This is a genomic window from Alteromonas aquimaris, assembly GCF_026183695.1.
In the GTDB taxonomy this organism is placed as follows: Bacteria; Pseudomonadota; Gammaproteobacteria; order Enterobacterales; family Alteromonadaceae; genus Alteromonas; species Alteromonas aquimaris.
The window spans coordinates 554,180-573,308 of sequence record NZ_JAPFRD010000005.1; the positions used below are offsets into that span (position 1 = coordinate 554,180).

The following is a 19,129-nucleotide window of genomic DNA, read 5'->3' on the forward strand; positions in this document are numbered from 1 at the left end:
CGTCATCACATACAAATTCTTTAGAAAAAATTACCGACAGAACCTCCAGGAAACGTATTTTTTTTATACAACGCGCAAGGTATTCTGCGGGAGTATGCTAAAGGAAGTTTCGCAGCCATAAAGGATGCTCTAAACAAAGACTGGAGTGCGCTTATATGTGGCGTAACGATCTGTATAAAAACAAGAATTTTTTCTTATGGATTTGTCTTCCTGTCACCGAACGATTTACTCCTTAAAAATTTCCACAAAAATTATAAGGTCACACTTGAAGCCTCGTAATCTAACCCCATTAATAGGGCCAGCAACAATCTTAAAACTGACCCATTCAGGTTCATTTATTAACAAGTTAAAGCCGATGATCGCACTATCCGGAGGTAAACATGAGCGACAAGCGTGACGAGCAGGCGCAGACCGAAGAGCAACCAGTAGAATCTGTAGAGCAACTTGCTGAAGAGAATGACGCGGCTCAGGATGCGCAGCCCGATGCAGAAATTGAAGGGCGTGACGAGATAGGCCAGAAGGTTTATGAGTTACAAAATGCGCTAAGTGAAGCGCAGAACACCATTAAAGACCAGCAGGAAAGTGTGCTGCGTGCAAGAGCCGATATGGAAAATGCGCGTCGTCGTGCAGAAGCTGAAGTAGAGAAAGCACGCAAATTTGCCTTAGAGCGTTTCGCGGGCGAGTTATTGCCGGTAATTGATAACCTCGAACGCGCGATAGAAATGAGCGATGCCAATAACGAGGCGGTAAAACCTTTGTTAGAGGGCGTGGAAATGACGCACAAGTCGTTTCTATCTACCATCGAAAAATTTGGCATGACACTAGTTGATCCGCAAGGCGAACAATTTAATCCTGACTTACATCAGGCTATGTCAATGCAGGAAAGCGCAGACCATGAGCCAAATACGGTGATGGCAGTGATGCAAAAAGGCTATCAGATTAACGGTCGTTTGTTACGTCCAGCGATGGTGATGGTATCTCGATCGCCTAGCAGCGGTGTTGATACAGAAGCCTGACAAAAGTTTTTTAATTAACACCTATTGAAATTGTGAGTAAATAACCCCACTCACATTGCAGACTTAAGTACGAATTTATTTTGGAGACACGTAATGGGTAAAATCATTGGTATCGATTTAGGTACAACAAATTCATGTGTCGCAGTTCTAGACGGCGACAAACCTCGCGTAATCGAAAACGCGGAAGGCGATCGCACAACCCCTTCCATCATTGCTTATACTAATGATGGCGAAACGTTAGTCGGTCAGCCAGCGAAACGTCAGGCGGTGACAAACCCTAACAACACTTTGTTCGCGATTAAGCGTCTTATTGGTCGTCGCTTTGAAGACAAAGAGGTTCAACGCGATATCGACATTATGCCTTTTACTATTACCAAGGCAGACAATGGCGATGCGTGGGTAGAAGCGAAAGGTCAAAAAATGGCTCCTCCTCAGGTATCTGCGGAAGTGCTGAAGAAAATGAAGAAAACCGCGGAAGACTTCTTAGGTGAAGAAGTGACTGCAGCGGTGATCACTGTTCCTGCGTACTTTAACGATTCTCAGCGTCAGGCTACAAAAGATGCAGGGCGTATTGCTGGATTAGAAGTTAAGCGTATTATCAACGAACCCACAGCCGCAGCATTAGCCTACGGTATGGACAAGAAGAAAGGCGATAACGTTATCGCAGTGTATGACTTGGGTGGTGGTACTTTTGATATCTCAATCATCGAAATTGATGAAGTGGATGGCGAGCACACTTTTGAAGTGTTAGCGACTAACGGTGACACCCACTTGGGTGGTGAAGACTTCGATAACCGTATGATCACTTACCTTGTTGATGAATTTAAGAAAGATCAGGGTATCGATTTACGTAAAGATCCGCTGGCGATGCAGCGTTTAAAAGAAGCCGGTGAGAAAGCTAAAATCGAGCTGTCTTCTGCACAGCAAACTGAAGTTAATTTGCCTTACATCACGGCGGACGCTTCTGGTCCTAAACACTTAGCAATCAAGGTAACCCGCGCCAAGCTGGAGTCGTTGGTTGAAGATATGGTGAAAAACTCACTGGAGCCAGTGAAACAAGCTCTGGCTGATGCAGACCTGTCAGTAAGCGACATCCACGACATTATTTTGGTGGGTGGACAAACACGTATGCCATTGGTTCAGAAGTACGTAACTGAATTCTTTGGCAAAGAGCCTCGTAAGGATGTTAACCCTGATGAAGCGGTAGCTGTAGGTGCTGCGATCCAAGGTGGTGTACTGGCGGGTGATGTTAAAGATGTACTGCTTCTTGACGTAACACCATTATCGTTGGGTATTGAAACGATGGGCGGCGTGATGACTGCGCTTATCGAAAAGAATACGACTATACCGACGAAAAAATCACAGACATTCTCTACAGCAGAAGACAATCAGTCTGCGGTAACAGTGCATGTTCTGCAGGGTGAGCGTAAGCAAGCTTCTGGTAACAAATCACTGGGTCAGTTCAATCTTGAAGGTATTCGTCCGGCGGCACGAGGTGTACCGCAAATTGAAGTAACGTTCGATATTGATGCTGACGGCATATTACACGTATCGGCGAAAGATAAAGATACAGGTAAAGAGCAGAAAATTACTATTAAAGCGTCTTCTGGTTTAAGTGATGAAGAAGTCGAAAAAATGGTAGCGGATGCGGAAGCTAATAAAGATGCTGATAAGAAGTTTGAAGAACTTATTCAAACGCGTAACCAGGCTGACGGCATGATCCACGCTACGCGTAAACAGCTCGAAGAAGTGGGTGATGCTCTAAGTGCTGAGGATAAAGCGCCAATTGAAGCTGCATTATCTGATCTTGAAACGGCTGTTAAAGGCGAAGACAAAGCAGAAATTGAGGCGAAAACTCAGGCATTGGTTGAAGCATCTGGCAAACTTATGGAAGCCGCGCAGGCAAAAGCTGGACAGCCTGGTGCAGATGCGGGTGCACAGGAAGAAGCAAGCGCTAAAGCTGATGACGACGTTGTTGACGCTGAGTTTGAAGAAGTCAAAGACGACGAAAAGAAGTAAGCTGAAAATCGCTCATCAATTTAGTTGATGAGCTGAATCAGTTAGGCGCAGCAGGGAATGCCTTGTTGCGCCTTTGTTTTGTGAAGCTTTACGACGCCGATGAGCAGTTAAAGTGCATATCCCACACGGATATGAAAAAAAGGGTAGGAAAGTAACCGATATGTCGAAACGTGATTACTACGAAGTCCTGGGAGTCGAGAAGGGCGCCGGTGAACGCGATATTAAAAAAGCGTACAAAAAACTGGCAATGAAATATCACCCTGATCGCACGCAGGGTGACAAGTCTCTCGAAGAAAAATTTAAAGAAATCCAGGAAGCGTATGAAATCTTAACGGATCCGAAGAAGCGTGCAGCTTATGACCAGTATGGGCATGCTGGTGTTGATCCCAATCGCGGTGGTGGTGGCTACGGTGGCGGGGCTGACTTTGGCGATATTTTCGGTGACGTATTTGGTGATATCTTTGGTGGGGGGCGAGGTGGCCGCCAGTCACGTGCCCGACAAGGTTCAGATTTACGCTACAACCTGGAATTGTCTCTCGAGGAGGCAGTGCGAGGTAAAGATGTAGAAATTCGTGTGCCGACCTTAGTTGAATGTGACTCATGCCATGGTTCAGGCGCAAAAAAAGGTTCGTCACCTACCACCTGTCCAACGTGTCATGGCAACGGCCAGGTGCAAATGCGTCAGGGCTTCTTTGCAGTCCAACAAACCTGCCCTACCTGTTCTGGTAAAGGCAAAATCATTAGTGATCCCTGCAATAAATGCCATGGACATGGTCGCACTGAAAAAACCAAAACACTATCGGTTAAAATTCCGCCGGGTGTTGATACAGGCGATCGTATCCGTCTAAGTGGTGAAGGCGAGGCCGGAGAAAATGGTGCCCCAGCAGGTGACTTGTATGTTCAGGTCCATGTTAAAGAACATAAAATATTTCAGCGTGACGGTAGCAACCTGTATTGTGAAGTGCCTCTAAGTTTCACTACTGCTGCGTTAGGTGGTGAACTGCAAGTGCCCACTCTGGACGGCAAAGTGAAACTAAAAGTTAGCCCGGAGACCCAAACAGGTCGCATGTTCCGTTTACGCGGCAAAGGGGTTAAGTCGGTACGTAGTGGTATTACGGGAGACTTAATGTGCAAAGTAGTTGTTGAAACGCCGGTAAACTTGTCTGCCAGGCAAAAAGAGTTGCTCAGAGAGTTTGAAGATTCGATGGGCAGCGGAAGTGATAAAGCCAAGCATCGTCCTAAAGAACAAGGTTTTTTTGACGGCGTTAAAAAGTTCTTTGATGATCTAACCAATTAGATCGTTATGAAGTATTTTAAAAGCCCTGCTTGCAGGGCTTTTTCATAACTACCGCATCGTTTAACTTTTTGTTTATATTCTTCAAAGCCTCGTATCTTTAATAGAATAAAGTCACCATGCGGCTTATCTAGTGATTTCTTTAACTGCGCTAGTCTTTCTCTTTCTTTCGTCGTTTGGAATAGATGTCCGCCTCTATCCCCTTTTCGTCGCTGCTTATTTCCACTTTAAGCGACACTCATTGCGTTCGATTTAAACCCTCTAAACCTTCACATAATTGGCTTGTCAAAAGTGTAAAAATCCACGCGCTAAGCGAGCAAGCATCATTACGGTTTTGTCTAAAACTAAGCAGGGGATCTTCCAACGCCATGGCTCCACGAATAACCTGGAACGTGAAATGCAGCGATATCGCGTCATAGAATAAAATTCCTCCTACATCGATAAAAGGAAATTTGGCTGAGCTACCACACTCATGCTGCGCTGATTGTAAAGGCTAGATATTGTAAAACCAGGCTGCTATCAATAATGACGGTATGAGAAAGTCATCACCTTTGGATAAGAGGAGCTAAAGCGAAACGCCCTTACAGGAAGAATGGGTAGGTAAAACGGTATACAGTGAAGTAAGGGCACTCAATCATTGTCAGTATGAGAGGCGTAATGATGTAGACTGCGGTGTGGGAGACAGAATGGCGTGCAATCATTTACTTTACTGGTAGACCCCCAATAGCAATCTAATATATTGTTTATTTATATTTTCTCTATTAAGTATTACTAAATTCTATCGTATATTTCGGTATACCGGCATGGTTAGAGTAATACCATATGGGTTGCTAATTTCGTGTTTTGTGCTTTTTATCCGATTGAATCATGGGGGCGATATGTTTTATTCTTTTCTTATAAATATTAAAAGCTTAAATTGATTAAATCTCGTACCGAACTAGCGCTTGTCGATAGTCTTTTTTATGCGAGTAGTATTGTTTTCCCGATTTAGGTTAACTACGCTTTAGTAGCAATCTCATTCGAGTGAAAGACTAAGGAAATAAATTTTGTGAATAGAGCTCAACGTTGGTCACGGTTGACTTCACTTTTATCAGACGTCGTGCTGACTTTGAATGTGAGTGGTGCTGTAATCGTATCCATGGACGAGCGCATGGAAAGTGGCTCAGTACTTAGCGGTGTTATGGATAATAAACCAGTAGCGGGCAATATCAAACTATCAAACGATGCGGCAAAATTATGTGCGAGGAGCAATGTTACCGTTGCATTATCGGGAGAAATGTTTGCTTGGCCCAGGTCACTCCAACATTTAGCAGTAGCCTGCTCAGTTCATTTCCAAAAGTTATTAACGCACCGCTCTGATGATAGATTATATATAATAGTCCTCTCGCCTAGCCCTCTTTCCATACAGCAACAACAGACCCTCATGCATCTAGTCAATAAGTTTAGTGAAATGAACACAAGCCTGGATAAAGCCAATGAGGGCGAACTCACATTGCAAAAGAAAGTAGCTGAATTGACCCATACTGGTGGCTGCCAGTATTTTGTAGAAAGTGGGGATTTAATCGTCACTGATGAGTTCACGAAACTGCTCAATCTGCCGAATGACTCCTATTTTTCCTTGCGGCGAGGTCTACAGTCGCTTGCGTTTGATGACAGAAGAACAGTTGTCCAAAGAATCAGAAAGCTGTTCCAGACATCACTCCCCGCCGAACATAACTTTAAGGTAGGGGAAGATATTAATGCACGCTGGCTGCGCCTCACCCTCACACCACAGGTGGAAAATAATGTAGTAAGCAGTGTAGTGGGGGCGTTGCAGGATATCACTGATGCCTATCAAAGAAGCTCAACTGAGCAAAATTATACTGAATACCTTGTCAATATTCTGGATAATTTGAACGATGCCGTTATCACAATAGATGGCTATGGAACCATTATCATGGTCAACCAAACTGTCGAAAAAGTGTTTGGTTTTCCTCCAGAAACGCTGTTGGGGCAAGATGTTTCCATCATCGTGCCGGAAGAATTTTCAGACATGCCGACGCCTGACATCACCAGTTATTTGAGTAAGGCAAAATCGCTCTTTTTCGGGCCAAATAAAGAGCTTACCGCGCGCCATAAAAACGGCCATCAATTTCCTATAGAGTTATCGTTGACCGAAGTTATTCTAGATGGTCAACGCCGTTATATAGGTATAATCAGAGACGTAACGGAACGCAAAGAAGCAATCGATAACATTTTTAAAATTGCTTTTTATGATGATGTCACCCAATTGGCCAATTTTAAATCGTTTGAAAAAGACGTTCGTAAGCTCATTGTGCAAGCGAGAGTTGCTAAAGCACAGCTGTACTGTTGTATGGTAGATATTGACAAATTTGCTCAATACAACTTGCTGTTTGGAAAAGAAACGGGTGACCAGATTCTTAAAATAACGGGGAACCGAATTAAAAAGGTTCTCACAGCTGATTTTCGCGCATATCGGAAAAGTGCTGATCGGTTTCTCATTTTGCATCTTAGTCCGATAGTTGCCCCAGCCAAAGAAACCAACCAAAAACGGTTAGCCCAGGTTAATTTAATAGAAGAAATTGAACAAAAACTGTTGCGGGATTTAGCGCAGGACATTTCATTTCAAGGCGATACTCACACATTGCGGTGTTCGCTGTCTTCTGTGCAAATTGACAGCGAACAATCATCTTTTGAGAAAGTGATTGGGGTGCTCGAATTCGGGCGAAAACGCGCAAAACAAAGCGGTCACATCGGGCCGGTCGCATTTGAAAAATCGGCATATGAAGAATATGAACGGCACCAGTATATTACCCAATCTTTTCATCGCGCCCTGGCCGACGATGAATTTTTTATTGTACTACAACCTCAATATAACAGAGACGGTGAGCTGATTTGCTCTGAAGTGTTGGTGCGATGGCAGCATGCCGCGATTGGATTGATAAGCCCAGGTGAATTCATTCCGATAGCGGAAGAAAGTGAAGCGATTTTAGATATTGGTTATTGGGTGCTAAACGAAGCATGTAAATTACTGGCAGAATGTCATAAAGACAGCCTGTATGTGAAGCTTGCAGTCAATATCAGTGCACAACAAATTGCCCGGGCAGATTTTGCTGAGCGGCTGATTGCGATTACCTCAAAGTGGGAAGTTGACGCGACTAACCTTGTGCTTGAACTGACTGAAACAACCCTCGTCGAAAGTATTGACCAGGTTAGACTGCACATCGAGAAGCTGTCAGGAATGGGATTTTCTTTTTCTATTGATGATTTTGGTACAGGCTATTCCAGTTTAAGTTATCTCAAATCCTTGCCTATTGCTGAACTGAAGATTGATCGGTTTTTCGTGGATGAAATAACATCGGTGCACCAAAATTTCCCCATCGTTAATACCATTATCGAAATGGCTCAAGCTTTGGGATTAAGAACGGTCGCAGAAGGTATCGAAAATGATGTTCAAATGGAATACCTTATTCAGCATGGCTGCGATATTTTTCAAGGGTTTCATTTAGGTCGGCCAGTGGTTGAGCAAAAATGGTTGGATTTAGTCAAAGCCTCTTTCATCCATAGCGACTAAAGCATGTAAATGGCAAAAATTGATGTATTTAGAATGCGGAATGTCGCACTTCCCCAGGACCGCCTTTTTATTCTGCTCCTTCGGTACATTAGAGGGCCATTGAGCATCATCTCCTAGAAAGTATTGTGCCATTAAGAGAGTGATAACGGCCAAAACTACGTCTAAAAAGGGAAGGAACTAACCTTAGTTAACGCGTAAGCTGAATTGCACGAGCGTGAAAAATTGGCACTCCTGGAAGATTTCACTGGTTGAAAAAAGCGCGCTGAATAACTTATCTAAAGAACGGCAAATAGAAACCGTTTTGACATCTACCGGTTTTGACATGCAATTCATCAGTGGCAAAGACCGGAATATGAAAGATAATGTGTTCTCTGTGAAAATCTGCTGAAAACTATCAAAAATGCGTGTTTCCATAGGATCTCCCTGTGCCTGCGAATACCTTAGCTTTGCTTAAATAGCGTTACTTTACAGACAACTCAAAGCGTCACTGAAGCAATTAGGTCTCGCACGGTGCCTACTTTAACGGGTATCTCATCACCCAACCAACAATCGTGTTGACAGTCTTCAGACAAAAGTTTTTTTAACGATACCGGCAAGGTGAGCTTTAGTTATCTGGACTGGCTTACTATGGGATAAATGGAGGCTTGCGGGAAGTAAAGGATTTACTCCTGCAATTAAGAAGTGACATGTTACTATTATGCCTCTTTTATTTACTTATCAATGGCAAGCGGAATGAAAGTAGGCATCTTTGGCGCAAATGGGCGCATGGGTAGGGTCCTGATTGAAGCACTGCAGGAATGTGAAAATACTGTACTCACCTTAGCCACAGTTCGCGATGACTCCCCATGGGTGGGGATGAACGTAGGCGACGTGGCAGGAGTTGGCAAACAAACTGTAGTCTGTACGGGTATATCAAAAATACGGGGTGATGACGTTCAGGTCATGATTGATTTCACGTTACCCGCTGCTTTTGAACATAATTTAAACTGGTGTGTGCGAAACAAGATACCACTGGTGCTAGGCACCACCGGCCTTAATGATACTCAGGAGCAACAGCTGCACCATGCCGCAAGCATTATTCCTATCGTATTTGCCGCAAATTATAGTGTGGGTGTGAATGTTATGCTCTCTTTAGTAAAGCAAGCAGCCAGAGCATTGGGAAACACAGCAGACATTGAAATCAGTGAAGCCCATCACCGCTTCAAACAGGATGCGCCGAGTGGAACAGCCATGGCGATAGGCAGAGTCATTGCTGAGACACTTGAACGAAATCTTAATGAGTGTGCCGTGTACGGCAGAGAAGGGAAGTCACCTGTGCGTGATCCCAAGACCATTGGTTTTGCAACGGTCAGAGCAGGGGATATTGTAGGTGAACATACGGCCTTGTTTGCTGATATGGGTGAGCGCCTGGAGATCACCCACAAAGCATCCAGCCGGTTAACCTTCGCCAAAGGGGCCGTGCGTGCGGCCAATTGGCTCGAGCACAAAAAGCCTGGCCTTTACTCAATGTCTGACGTTCTTGGGTTGGCTGAAAACTGAACGATAATTGTTCTTTTTATAGCTCACGCATCGAAATTCGATTCAATTGCTTATTTTTAACAAACTTTGAAATCCAATTAGACCTTGTGGATTAAGTCATATATAATAATCGGAATTTGCCAAATTTTCGCGCTGGTAAGCTGTACAGCGCTATTTTATTAGCTGCAAAGTTCTGTAAACGGGATGTAACTTCACCATTACCTCCCGTTTTTTATGAGGTTTAAGTTAGATATATGCTTAAACCCTTGATTATGATTAATCTGGAGGTTGACTTGGCTAATTCTGCCCTTTTGGTGCTCGAGGATGGGTCGATATTTAAAGGCACTGCGATAGGTGCTGAGGGGATCGCCGTCGGAGAAGTGGTTTTTAATACTTCAATGACAGGCTATCAAGAAATTCTCACTGACCCCTCCTACGCTGAACAAATCATCACACTCACTTATCCTCATATTGGTAATACTGGAACAAACTCTGAAGACGTCGAAGCAGATACCATCTGGTCTAAAGGTTTGGTGATTCGCGATTTACCTCTGATTTCCAGTAATTTCCGCAACCAACAAAGCTTGACAGATTATCTAAAAGCTAAAAATGTGGTGGGAATTGCTGATATTGACACTCGGCGTTTAACACGCATATTGCGCGACAAGGGTGCACAAAATGGTTGCATCATTTGCGCGGATGAGCTGGATGAATCGCTTGCTTTAGAAAAAGCAAAATCATTTCCTGGCCTAAAAGGAATGGACTTGGCCAAAGAGGTCTGCACCAAAGAGATCAAAACCTGGACTGACGGAACATGGGTGCTGGGTGAGGGATATCAATCGCTAGCCGAAGCTAAGTATCATGTTGTAGCTTACGATTATGGAGTTAAACATAATATTTTGCGCATGTTGGTGGAGCGTGGCTGTAAAATCACGCTGGTCCCCGCCCATACCCCAGCAGCGGATGTATTAGCGATGAATCCTGATGGTGTTTTTCTTTCCAACGGGCCCGGGGATCCAGAACCGTGTGATTACGCCATCAAGGCCATCCGAGAAATTGTAGAGAAGAATATTCCCACCTTCGGAATTTGTCTTGGTCACCAACTGCTTGCCCTGGCAAGCGGTGCTAAAACCAGCAAAATGAAGTTTGGCCACCACGGCGCCAATCACCCGGTGCAAGATCTCAGAAGTCAGAAAGTGATGATCACCAGCCAAAATCATGGTTTTGCGGTAGAAGAAGAGGGCTTGCCAGAGAACCTGGAAATCACCCACATTTCATTATTCGATAAATCGTTACAAGGCATCCATCGTAAAGATAAACCTGCGTTTAGTTTCCAGGGGCATCCAGAAGCCAGCCCTGGTCCGCAGGAAGCCAGCGAGCTTTTTGATCATTTTATCGAATTAATTGAACAATCAAAGCAGTAGGACACGCCAGCTATGCCAAAACGTACTGATTTAAAAAGTATTCTTATCTTAGGTGCAGGCCCTATTGTCATCGGTCAGGCCTGTGAATTCGATTATTCCGGCGCCCAAGCTTGTAAAGCGCTGAGGGAAGAGGGGTATAGGGTTATATTAGTTAACTCCAACCCCGCCACCATCATGACTGACCCCGAAATGGCCGATGCGACTTACATTGAGCCAATTCATTGGGAAGTGGTACGCAAAATTATCGAAAAAGAACGCCCGGATGCGATTCTACCTACCATGGGCGGTCAAACTGCACTAAATTGTGCGCTTGACCTAAACCGTGAAGGGGTGTTAGATGAGTTCAATGTTGAGCTGATTGGCGCGACAGCGGATGCAATAGACAAAGCTGAAGACCGTGAACGTTTCGACCAGGCGATGAAATCAATTGGCCTGGAATGCCCGCGTGCTGAAATTGCACATAGCATGGAACAAGCTCACGACGTATTAAGCCGTATTGGATTTCCGTGTATCATTCGTCCGTCATTTACTATGGGCGGAACCGGCGGCGGTATCGCATATAATATCGACGAGTTCAATGAAGTATGTCATCGCGGCCTGGATCTTTCTCCCACCAACGAATTATTGATTGATGAATCTTTGATAGGTTGGAAAGAGTACGAGATGGAGGTAGTACGCGATAAAAATGATAATTGTATTATCGTCTGTACCATAGAAAACATCGATCCTATGGGCGTGCATACTGGTGACTCTATCACAGTTGCCCCGGCTCAGACGCTGACCGACAAAGAATTTCAAATCATGCGCAATGCGGCTATGGCGGTGTTACGCGAAATCGGTGTTGAAACTGGCGGTTCCAACGTTCAGTTTGGTATTGACCCTGAAACTGGCCGTATGGTTATCATTGAAATGAACCCGCGTGTTTCTCGCTCATCGGCGTTAGCGTCTAAAGCCACTGGCTTTCCTATTGCCAAAATTGCGGCAAAATTGGCTGTTGGTTATACCCTTGATGAATTAGAGAATGATATTACCGGAGGCTTAACGCCAGCTTCATTCGAACCGGCTATCGACTATGTCGTAACTAAAATTCCTCGTTTCAATTTTGAAAAATTCGCCGGTGCAAATGATCGACTGACCACCCAAATGAAGTCGGTGGGAGAGGTAATGGCGATTGGCCGAAACCAACAGGAATCGCTGCAAAAAGCATTGCGCGGTCTGGAAATTGGGGCCAACGGCTTAAATCCAATTGTCGATGTGGACGACTCTGAAGCGCGCAATAAAATCGTACGGGAGTTACGGGAGCCGGGAGCGGAACGGATCTTCTATATTGGAGATGCGTTCAGAATGGGGATGTCGGTGGATGAAGTATTTTCGTTAACCAATATCGATCGCTGGTACCTTGTCCAAATCGAAGATCTTATCAAGCTGGAAACACAAATCGCGAATGAGGGCATTAGTAGTATTGATGAAAGCTTGATGCGTACATTAAAACGCAAAGGCTTCTCTGATGCACGGTTAGCAGAACTCACTAACGTTGGCGAGGATGACATCCGCGAACGTCGTCATAATTTTAATATTCGCCCCGTTTACAAACGTGTGGATACCTGTGCGGCAGAGTTCGCTACCAGTACCGCGTACATGTATTCGACATACGACGAAGAGTGTGAAGCTAATCCGTCCGACAGAGACAAGATCATGGTATTAGGCGGCGGCCCTAACCGTATCGGTCAGGGTATCGAATTTGACTATTGTTGTGTTCATGCCGCCCTTTCCATGCGTGAAGACGGTTATGAAACAATCATGGTTAACTGTAATCCTGAAACAGTGTCAACTGACTATGATACATCTGATCGTTTATACTTTGAGCCTGTCACACTGGAAGATGTGCTTGAAATTGTTGCGAAAGAAAAGCCAAAGGGTGTAATCGTGCAATACGGTGGTCAGACTCCGCTAAAATTAGCACGGGCGCTAGAGAAAAACGGTGTACCCATTATTGGTACCTCATCAGACGCCATTGACCGTGCAGAAGATCGTGAACGTTTCCAGCATATGGTTAACAAATTAGGCCTGAAGCAGCCAGCCAACGCCACCGTTACAAACGTGGAACAAGCGCTGACCAAAGCGGGCGAAATTGGCTTTCCGTTAGTCGTTCGCCCTTCTTATGTGCTTGGCGGGCGGGCGATGGAAATTGTTTATGACATAAAGGACTTAAAACGTTACCTAAATGAAGCGGTCAAAGTGTCAAATGACGCCCCTGTGTTGCTCGACCGTTTCCTGGATGACGCAATTGAAGTTGATATCGATGCGGTATGTGATGGTACCGACGTGGTTATCGGCGGCATTATGGAACACATTGAGCAAGCAGGCGTACATTCGGGGGATTCGGCCTGTTCTCTGCCTCCGCACTCGTTGTCCAAGGAAATTCAGGACGTTATGCGTGAGCAAGTAAAGGCGATGGCTCTGGAATTAGGCGTAATTGGGTTAATGAATACGCAGTTCGCAATTAAAGACAATGAAGTTTATCTGATTGAGGTGAACCCACGTGCAGCCCGTACTATTCCTTTTGTATCAAAAGCGACAGGAATTCAGCTAGCGAAAGTTGCTGCCCGCGCTATGGTAGGCAAATCGTTAAAAGAGCAGGGCATAACAAGAGAGATTATCCCGCCTTATTACTCAGTAAAAGAAGTCGTTTTACCTTTCGCCAAATTCCAGGGGGTCGACCCGCTGTTAGGCCCAGAAATGCGCTCTACTGGTGAGGTGATGGGGATTGGTGAAACCTTTGAAGAAGCCTATGCGAAAGCTAATCTTGGCGCCGGATCGCCGCTTCCTCGTTCAGGAAAAGCCTTACTTTCTGTGCGCCTGAATGATAAAAAGAAAGTGATTGAGCTGGCTAAAACATTGGTTGAAAATGGTTTCAGCATTGAGGCAACTCGCGGCACTGCTACCGAGTTGTATGATGCTGGCGTAATGAGCACGGTGGTGAACAAATTATCCGAAGGCCGGCCAAATATTGTGGATGCAATTAAAAATGGTGAGTACAGCTATATTGTTAATACCACCGAAGGACGTCAGGCCATCACGGACTCAATGTATATCAGGCGTGAAGCGCTATTAAACAAGGTCACCTATACTACAACCATGAATGCTGCTTTTGCTACGATAAGAGCGAAGTTTGCAGACGATCGTGACAAGGTTGCCCCTGTTCAGGCCTTGCACAATCGCATTAAACAGTAATGACAACAGCCTGGATACAAGCTATCCTGTTTATAAGTACTAAAAAAGATTAGTGCGCCTTATGGGCGCACTTTTTTTCGCCTCATAGAGGTGGATATGGAAATTAAGTAAAGTGAGATAAGAATGAGTCAGTATCCAATGACTGCTCGCGGCGCTGCTATGCTCCGTGAAGAGCTAAACGAACTAAAAACAAAAACTCGACCCCGTATCATTCAGGCTATCGCTGATGCACGTGAACATGGGGATTTAAAAGAGAATGCCGAGTATCATGCAGCGCGGGAACAGCAAAGCTTCTGTGAAGGCCGTATTCAGGATATCGAAGGTAAGCTTTCTAACGCGCAAATTATTGACGTTACCAAAATGGAAAATACGGGCAAAGTTATCTTCGGAACGACCGTAACCATCATGAATTTGGAAACGAGTAAAGAAACCACTTATCGCATCGTGGGTGATGACGAAGCTGATATTAAAAACAATCTGATTTCTGTCAATTCGCCTATTGCCCGTGGACTTATTGGCAAGGAAGTAGATGACGTAGTAAATATTGCTACACCGAATGGTACGGTGGAATTTGAGATTACGGAAGTAGAATACGTCTAATTGTGTTCGTCTTTGTTGATGAAGACCGGCAGTCGTCTTCATCAACCCCACCAGTTTGACTGCGTTACTATCCTTGCTTTTGCGTCTCTTCCAATACAACTTGAATGTTATTGCCTTTGGCAACCAGCTGCCTGCTTTCCTCGCTTAAACATGCCAACGCATGAGCCCACACCTGGGCTCTGATTGCGTTATCGTGATACACAGTGATAGCAGGTTGGTGGGCGTATTTCAATTTGTCAGGACTTCCGACGCTGGCATACTGGTTGTGTTCATAACGGGTGGATTTCGCTGCTGCTAATTGGTCAAAGTTTCCCTGGGTAAGCTTTCTTGCTTCTGTATACGCGTTGGGCAGGTGCGGCGTGTGGGATATATTATTTTTTTTATATTTGCCAGATACGATCTCCACTTGACCGGAAGAAACGCGAAAATTGTAAATGCCTTTTCCAATAAGAAAGTCAGCGATACTTTCGCTGGCAATACTATCAAATAATGAGGATAGATTAATTTTGACGGTGGGATCTAATTTACGGGCGAAGCTGCCATATGCCAAGAACCTTTCTTTGTCATGATGTGCAGTGTGTTCATTATCCGACGAAAATGCCTCCGCGTCTAACTTTGTACGCATTGTACTTTGATTTTTAAACGAAATATCAAAGCATCCTTGGGCGCTGTCAGAGATAACTTTGACCATTCTTAAAACCGCACTGAATTCATTGGCTACTTCGAACTGCTCAGTATGTGTTACACGATTGAACTGATGTACCCATGAATTAGCACCGTCGAGTGAGTAATGAGCATACAAAGACGAGATCTGATTTTGTAAAACAGGTTCTAAAGTAGCCTGTGCAAGTTCATCAGAGTGTGTTTCATATGCTATTTGCCAGACAGAGTCAGCATGCCTGATACTCAGCTGATGCTCTGGAGTAGAGGCTCGGCATCCTACCAATAACACTAACATTAACGATATTAAAGAAGTGCGTGAAGTCATGTTATGCTCCTACCACAAGGTAGCTGTTATAAGCGATATACGCTACAAGTAAAAGACTTCCTTCCAATCGATTAATTCGTCCCTGGCGCCCAATGCCGATGGCCATTATAGTTAACGCAATGGTGAAAATTAACATGATGAGCCAGTCTCGAGTAAATAGTGTCGAAGAGATTAGCGTGGCGGGCGAAATCACTGCGGCTATCCCTATCACAGCCAAAATGTTGAAAATGTTGGATCCCACCACATTCCCTATCGCTATATCGTGCTCCCCTTTTCTCGCAGCCAGAAATGAAGTGGCAAGCTCAGGCAAAGAGGTCCCAATCGCTACAATGGTCAAGCCAATAATAAGATCACTTACGCCCAGCGTAGAGGCTACCTCCACGGCCCCCCATACCAAAGCTCTGGAGCTGATAATTAACAGGATTAAACCAGCGACAAGCCAAAAAACCGCTTTGGGCAACCCCATTTTATGGTGGTTAGTCTCTTCGCTAAATTCAATGTTTAATGCATCGTTAGCATGACGTTTGCCAGAGGATATCGACCAAACGATAAACAGCGCGAAACCTGACAGTAGCAAGAGTGCGTCTAAAGTAGAAAGTGTATTATCAAAAAGCAATGCTCCACAGAGCAGGACCACTCCCAAGAGGATTGGTAACTCTTTTTTCACAATCGTCGATTTCACCACAATAGGCGCGATAAGGGCAGTGATACCAATGATCAACCCAATATTCACGATGTTTGACCCTAACGCATTGCCGAGGGATAGATCCACATTTCCTTCACTGGCGGCTATAGCCGAAACCACCATCTCCGGCGCGGACGTGCCAAAACCCACGATCACCATGCCGATAAGTAAAGGGGATAGGCCAGCATGGTGTGCCGAGGCCGCCGCACCTTCGACAAATCTGTCCGCGCTCCATACGAGAAAGATAAGTCCTACAATTATCGAAATAGAGGCTAACAACATATTACCTCCATCAACCTACTTAATTCGATGGCGCTACAAGACAAATGATTTTTTGGCTGTAGAGGTTTTAACATTAAGAGCGGAACAGTGGGAGAGTGCATATAGTGTCTCGATAATGAAACTGACATAAAATAAACACCTGCCTTGTCCAAGAGTCTATTTTAAGTCTCGCTTGCACTATCAAAGTGCTCAATAAATTTGCACATCTATTGTCATCAGATGGAAGGGCATTTCCCTCCATTATCAGATGATAACTTACCGAGCGTAAATCTAATGTAGCGACGGCGTCAACAATTTTAAAGAGAGTTTTGTGACGTGAAGATAATTTAATCTTCTACTTACAGTGATTAAGCGCTATCACTACTCAGCGTAGATCATTTTTTTCGTCATACCGCCATCCACCGTTAACACTTGTCCTGTGACGAAATCGGCATTAAGTAAGTAGGCTACCGCCTTGAATATGTCCAGTGGCTTGCCGACTCTGCCTACGGGGTGTTGTTCATGATCGATTTTTCGTAAGTCCACTTCGTCGGTGATCCAGCCTGGAGCAATTGCATTCACACGAATGTGCGGACCCAGTGAAATTGCCATTGCTTGCGTCAGTGACACAATCCCCCCCTTGGAAGCGCCATACGCAAAGTCGCCCGGCTCAGACATGAATGCGCGGGTAGAAGTAATATTTATAATATTGCTACCCGACTGCATATGCTTGACTGCTTCACGGCTCATTAAAAACGTACCGTTCAAATTTGTATTGATAACGTCCTGCCAGTCTTTATATGACTGTTCTGGGAGAGACTTCTTACTATAGTTGGTTTTCCCCGCACAATTGATCAGTAAATCCAATTTTTGCCAACCCAATGCAGCAAATCCGTGTTTAACTGACGTTTCACTGCCCACATCACAACAAACGCTTTCTACTCCTTTTACATTGTCGCTAGTATCAAAGCTGGCAACCTTCCAGCCTTGTTCGACAAGCTGCTGACACAACACTTTACCGATGAGACCGTTACCGCCAGTGACTATTGCTTTAGGCATAAAAGCTAAATTTGTTTAATGATTATGTGATAGTAGAATAATTTTTCACGTTTAGACAACTTGCAACGTGTTGTAATTATCGCTTTCCATTAGCGTCTTCTGTTCAGAAGATACTCTGCAAATTGTCCAATATTGGCATCTGCAATGGTTTGAACAGCCATTTCTGGTATTTCAACATCCAATTGTTTTTCAAGGTGTACAAACAATTTTTTTAGCTGTTCATCATCTAACTTCAAGTCGCTTATCAGCTTAGAAGAAGTATGGATATTGTCTTTGGCAACGTTCGACTGTTTTTCCAGCCAGATTTCAATTGTTTCGATGAGCTGTTGTTTATTCATAATTGGGGAAAGGTCTTATTGCAGTAGAGACGTAATCAATATAGCGATAGGCAACAAATCGATCACCAGCGTGATTGTGGGTGAGCGACTTTCACGAAAAAACGCGGCCAGGGAGAGCCGCGTTTTTGTTAGATTAGCGAGGCAGGGCTATTTAGTGAACGCCTATCGCAATTTGCTTAGGCTTTTTCTCTTCAGGAATGACCCGTTCCAGATCGATATGAAGTAATCCATTTTCAAAATCTGCTTCACGAATTTGAATATGTTCGCCTAGTTGAAATTTGCGTTCAAAGCTTCGTTGCGTGATACCACGATGTAAGAACTTGCGTGTTTTGTCACTTTCTTGGTGCTCAACTTTCGCAGCAACCGTCAACGTCGTATCTTCTACGGTAAGTGTGATGTCTTCTTTGCCGTAGCCTGCTAATGCCATCGAAACACGATAACGGTTTTCATCCAACGATTCGATGTTATATGGCGGATAGGTATCGTGACCTGTGGAAACTGAACTTGAGTCAAGTGCAGAAGCTAAGCGGTCAAAACCAATAAATGAACGGTAAAGTGGTGATAAATCTATAGTACGCATAATCATATCCTCAATAGTAAGCAATATGCATTGTCGTCGGCCCGACCATTCGGCAGCGACTGAAAAAGGGCCTGAGTTAACAGGCCCAGTAAACATTATTTGTTTTCGATTAAACGACTGCCAATTTCAATTTGACGCGGTTTTTTGGCTTCTGGGATAACTCGTTCCATATCGATGTGGAGCAAGCCATTTTCCATATCTGCGGACAATACTTTGACATGATCGCCCAATTGGAATTTGCGTTCGAAATTGCGTTCTGATATGCCTTTGTGCAAGAATTTTCGTTCAACGTCTTTATTGTCGCTGTCTTTTTTGCCTGTCACTGTCAGGGTATTTTCCTGAACTTCAATAGTGACATCGTCTTGGCTGAAACCAGCAATCGCCATAGTTATGCGATATTTGTCTTCTGCAAGCAATTCAATATTGTAAGGGGGATAACTACTTTGTTTTTCCGCACGTGTAGCGGCATCTACAAGCGATGCTAGATGGTCTGAACCGATAAATGAACGGTATAATGGAGATAGATCGATAGTACGCAT

At 44.4% G+C, this 19,129-nt stretch carries 14 protein-coding genes; 8 read left to right on the plus strand and 6 right to left on the minus strand.

Features of this window, described 5'->3' with window-relative positions; genetic code table 11:
- The first annotated feature begins 380 nt into the window (after positions 1-380).
- From grpE to greA, 8 genes are all read left to right on the plus strand, one after another.
- A complete protein-coding gene (gene grpE, locus OPS25_RS05495; RefSeq protein ID WP_265616633.1) occupies positions 381-1,016 on the plus strand; it encodes a nucleotide exchange factor GrpE in 636 nt (211 codons plus the stop codon).
- A 93-nt stretch (positions 1,017-1,109) separates the two neighbouring features.
- A complete protein-coding gene (dnaK, locus tag OPS25_RS05500) occupies positions 1,110-3,035 on the plus strand; it encodes a molecular chaperone DnaK (protein WP_265616634.1) in 1,926 nt (641 codons plus the stop codon).
- Between the two features lie 160 nt (positions 3,036-3,195).
- A complete protein-coding gene (gene dnaJ, locus OPS25_RS05505) occupies positions 3,196-4,332 on the plus strand; it encodes a molecular chaperone DnaJ (protein ID WP_265616635.1) in 1,137 nt (378 codons plus the stop codon).
- Positions 4,333-5,377: 1,045 nt separating this feature from the next.
- On the plus strand, positions 5,378-7,903 hold the full coding sequence (locus tag OPS25_RS05510; RefSeq protein WP_265616636.1) for a putative bifunctional diguanylate cyclase/phosphodiesterase: 2,526 nt from the start codon (positions 5,378-5,380) through the stop codon (positions 7,901-7,903).
- Positions 7,904-8,635: 732 nt separating this feature from the next.
- Entirely contained in the window at positions 8,636-9,442 is an 807-nt protein-coding gene (gene dapB / locus OPS25_RS05515; protein ID WP_265616637.1) for a 4-hydroxy-tetrahydrodipicolinate reductase, read from the plus strand.
- A 272-nt stretch (positions 9,443-9,714) separates the two neighbouring features.
- Positions 9,715-10,845, plus strand: a complete 1,131-nt coding sequence (gene carA / locus OPS25_RS05520; protein WP_265616672.1) for a glutamine-hydrolyzing carbamoyl-phosphate synthase small subunit — start codon at positions 9,715-9,717, stop codon at positions 10,843-10,845.
- Between the two features lie 12 nt (positions 10,846-10,857).
- Entirely contained in the window at positions 10,858-14,079 is a 3,222-nt protein-coding gene (gene carB / locus OPS25_RS05525; RefSeq protein WP_265616638.1) for a carbamoyl-phosphate synthase large subunit, read from the plus strand.
- Positions 14,080-14,202: 123 nt separating this feature from the next.
- Positions 14,203-14,679, plus strand: a complete 477-nt coding sequence (greA, locus tag OPS25_RS05530; protein WP_265616639.1) for a transcription elongation factor GreA — start codon at positions 14,203-14,205, stop codon at positions 14,677-14,679.
- Positions 14,680-14,746: 67 nt separating this feature from the next.
- Here greA and OPS25_RS05535 read toward each other — a convergent pair whose 3' ends face one another.
- From OPS25_RS05535 to OPS25_RS05560, 6 genes are all read right to left on the minus strand, one after another.
- Positions 14,747-15,667 (minus strand): FAD:protein FMN transferase, encoded by a 921-nt coding sequence (locus OPS25_RS05535; RefSeq protein WP_265616640.1) that lies wholly within the window; start codon positions 15,665-15,667, stop codon positions 14,747-14,749.
- 1 nt (position 15,668) lies between these two features.
- Positions 15,669-16,634 (minus strand): calcium/sodium antiporter, encoded by a 966-nt coding sequence (locus tag OPS25_RS05540; protein WP_265616641.1) that lies wholly within the window; start codon positions 16,632-16,634, stop codon positions 15,669-15,671.
- Positions 16,635-16,994: 360 nt separating this feature from the next.
- Positions 16,995-17,672 carry an SDR family oxidoreductase gene (locus OPS25_RS05545; RefSeq protein WP_265616642.1) on the minus strand — a complete coding sequence of 226 codons (678 nt, stop codon included), beginning with the start codon at positions 17,670-17,672 and terminating at the stop codon, positions 16,995-16,997.
- An 89-nt stretch (positions 17,673-17,761) separates the two neighbouring features.
- Positions 17,762-18,010 (minus strand): acyl carrier protein, encoded by a 249-nt coding sequence (locus OPS25_RS05550; protein WP_265616643.1) that lies wholly within the window; start codon positions 18,008-18,010, stop codon positions 17,762-17,764.
- Between the two features lie 151 nt (positions 18,011-18,161).
- The gene (locus OPS25_RS05555; RefSeq protein WP_265616644.1) at positions 18,162-18,590 is read right to left on the minus strand and encodes an Hsp20 family protein; all 429 of its coding nucleotides are present in this window, start codon (positions 18,588-18,590) and stop codon (positions 18,162-18,164) included.
- Positions 18,591-18,685: 95 nt separating this feature from the next.
- Complete coding sequence (locus tag OPS25_RS05560) at positions 18,686-19,129, minus strand: Hsp20 family protein (RefSeq protein ID WP_265616645.1); 444 nt, start codon at positions 19,127-19,129, stop codon at positions 18,686-18,688.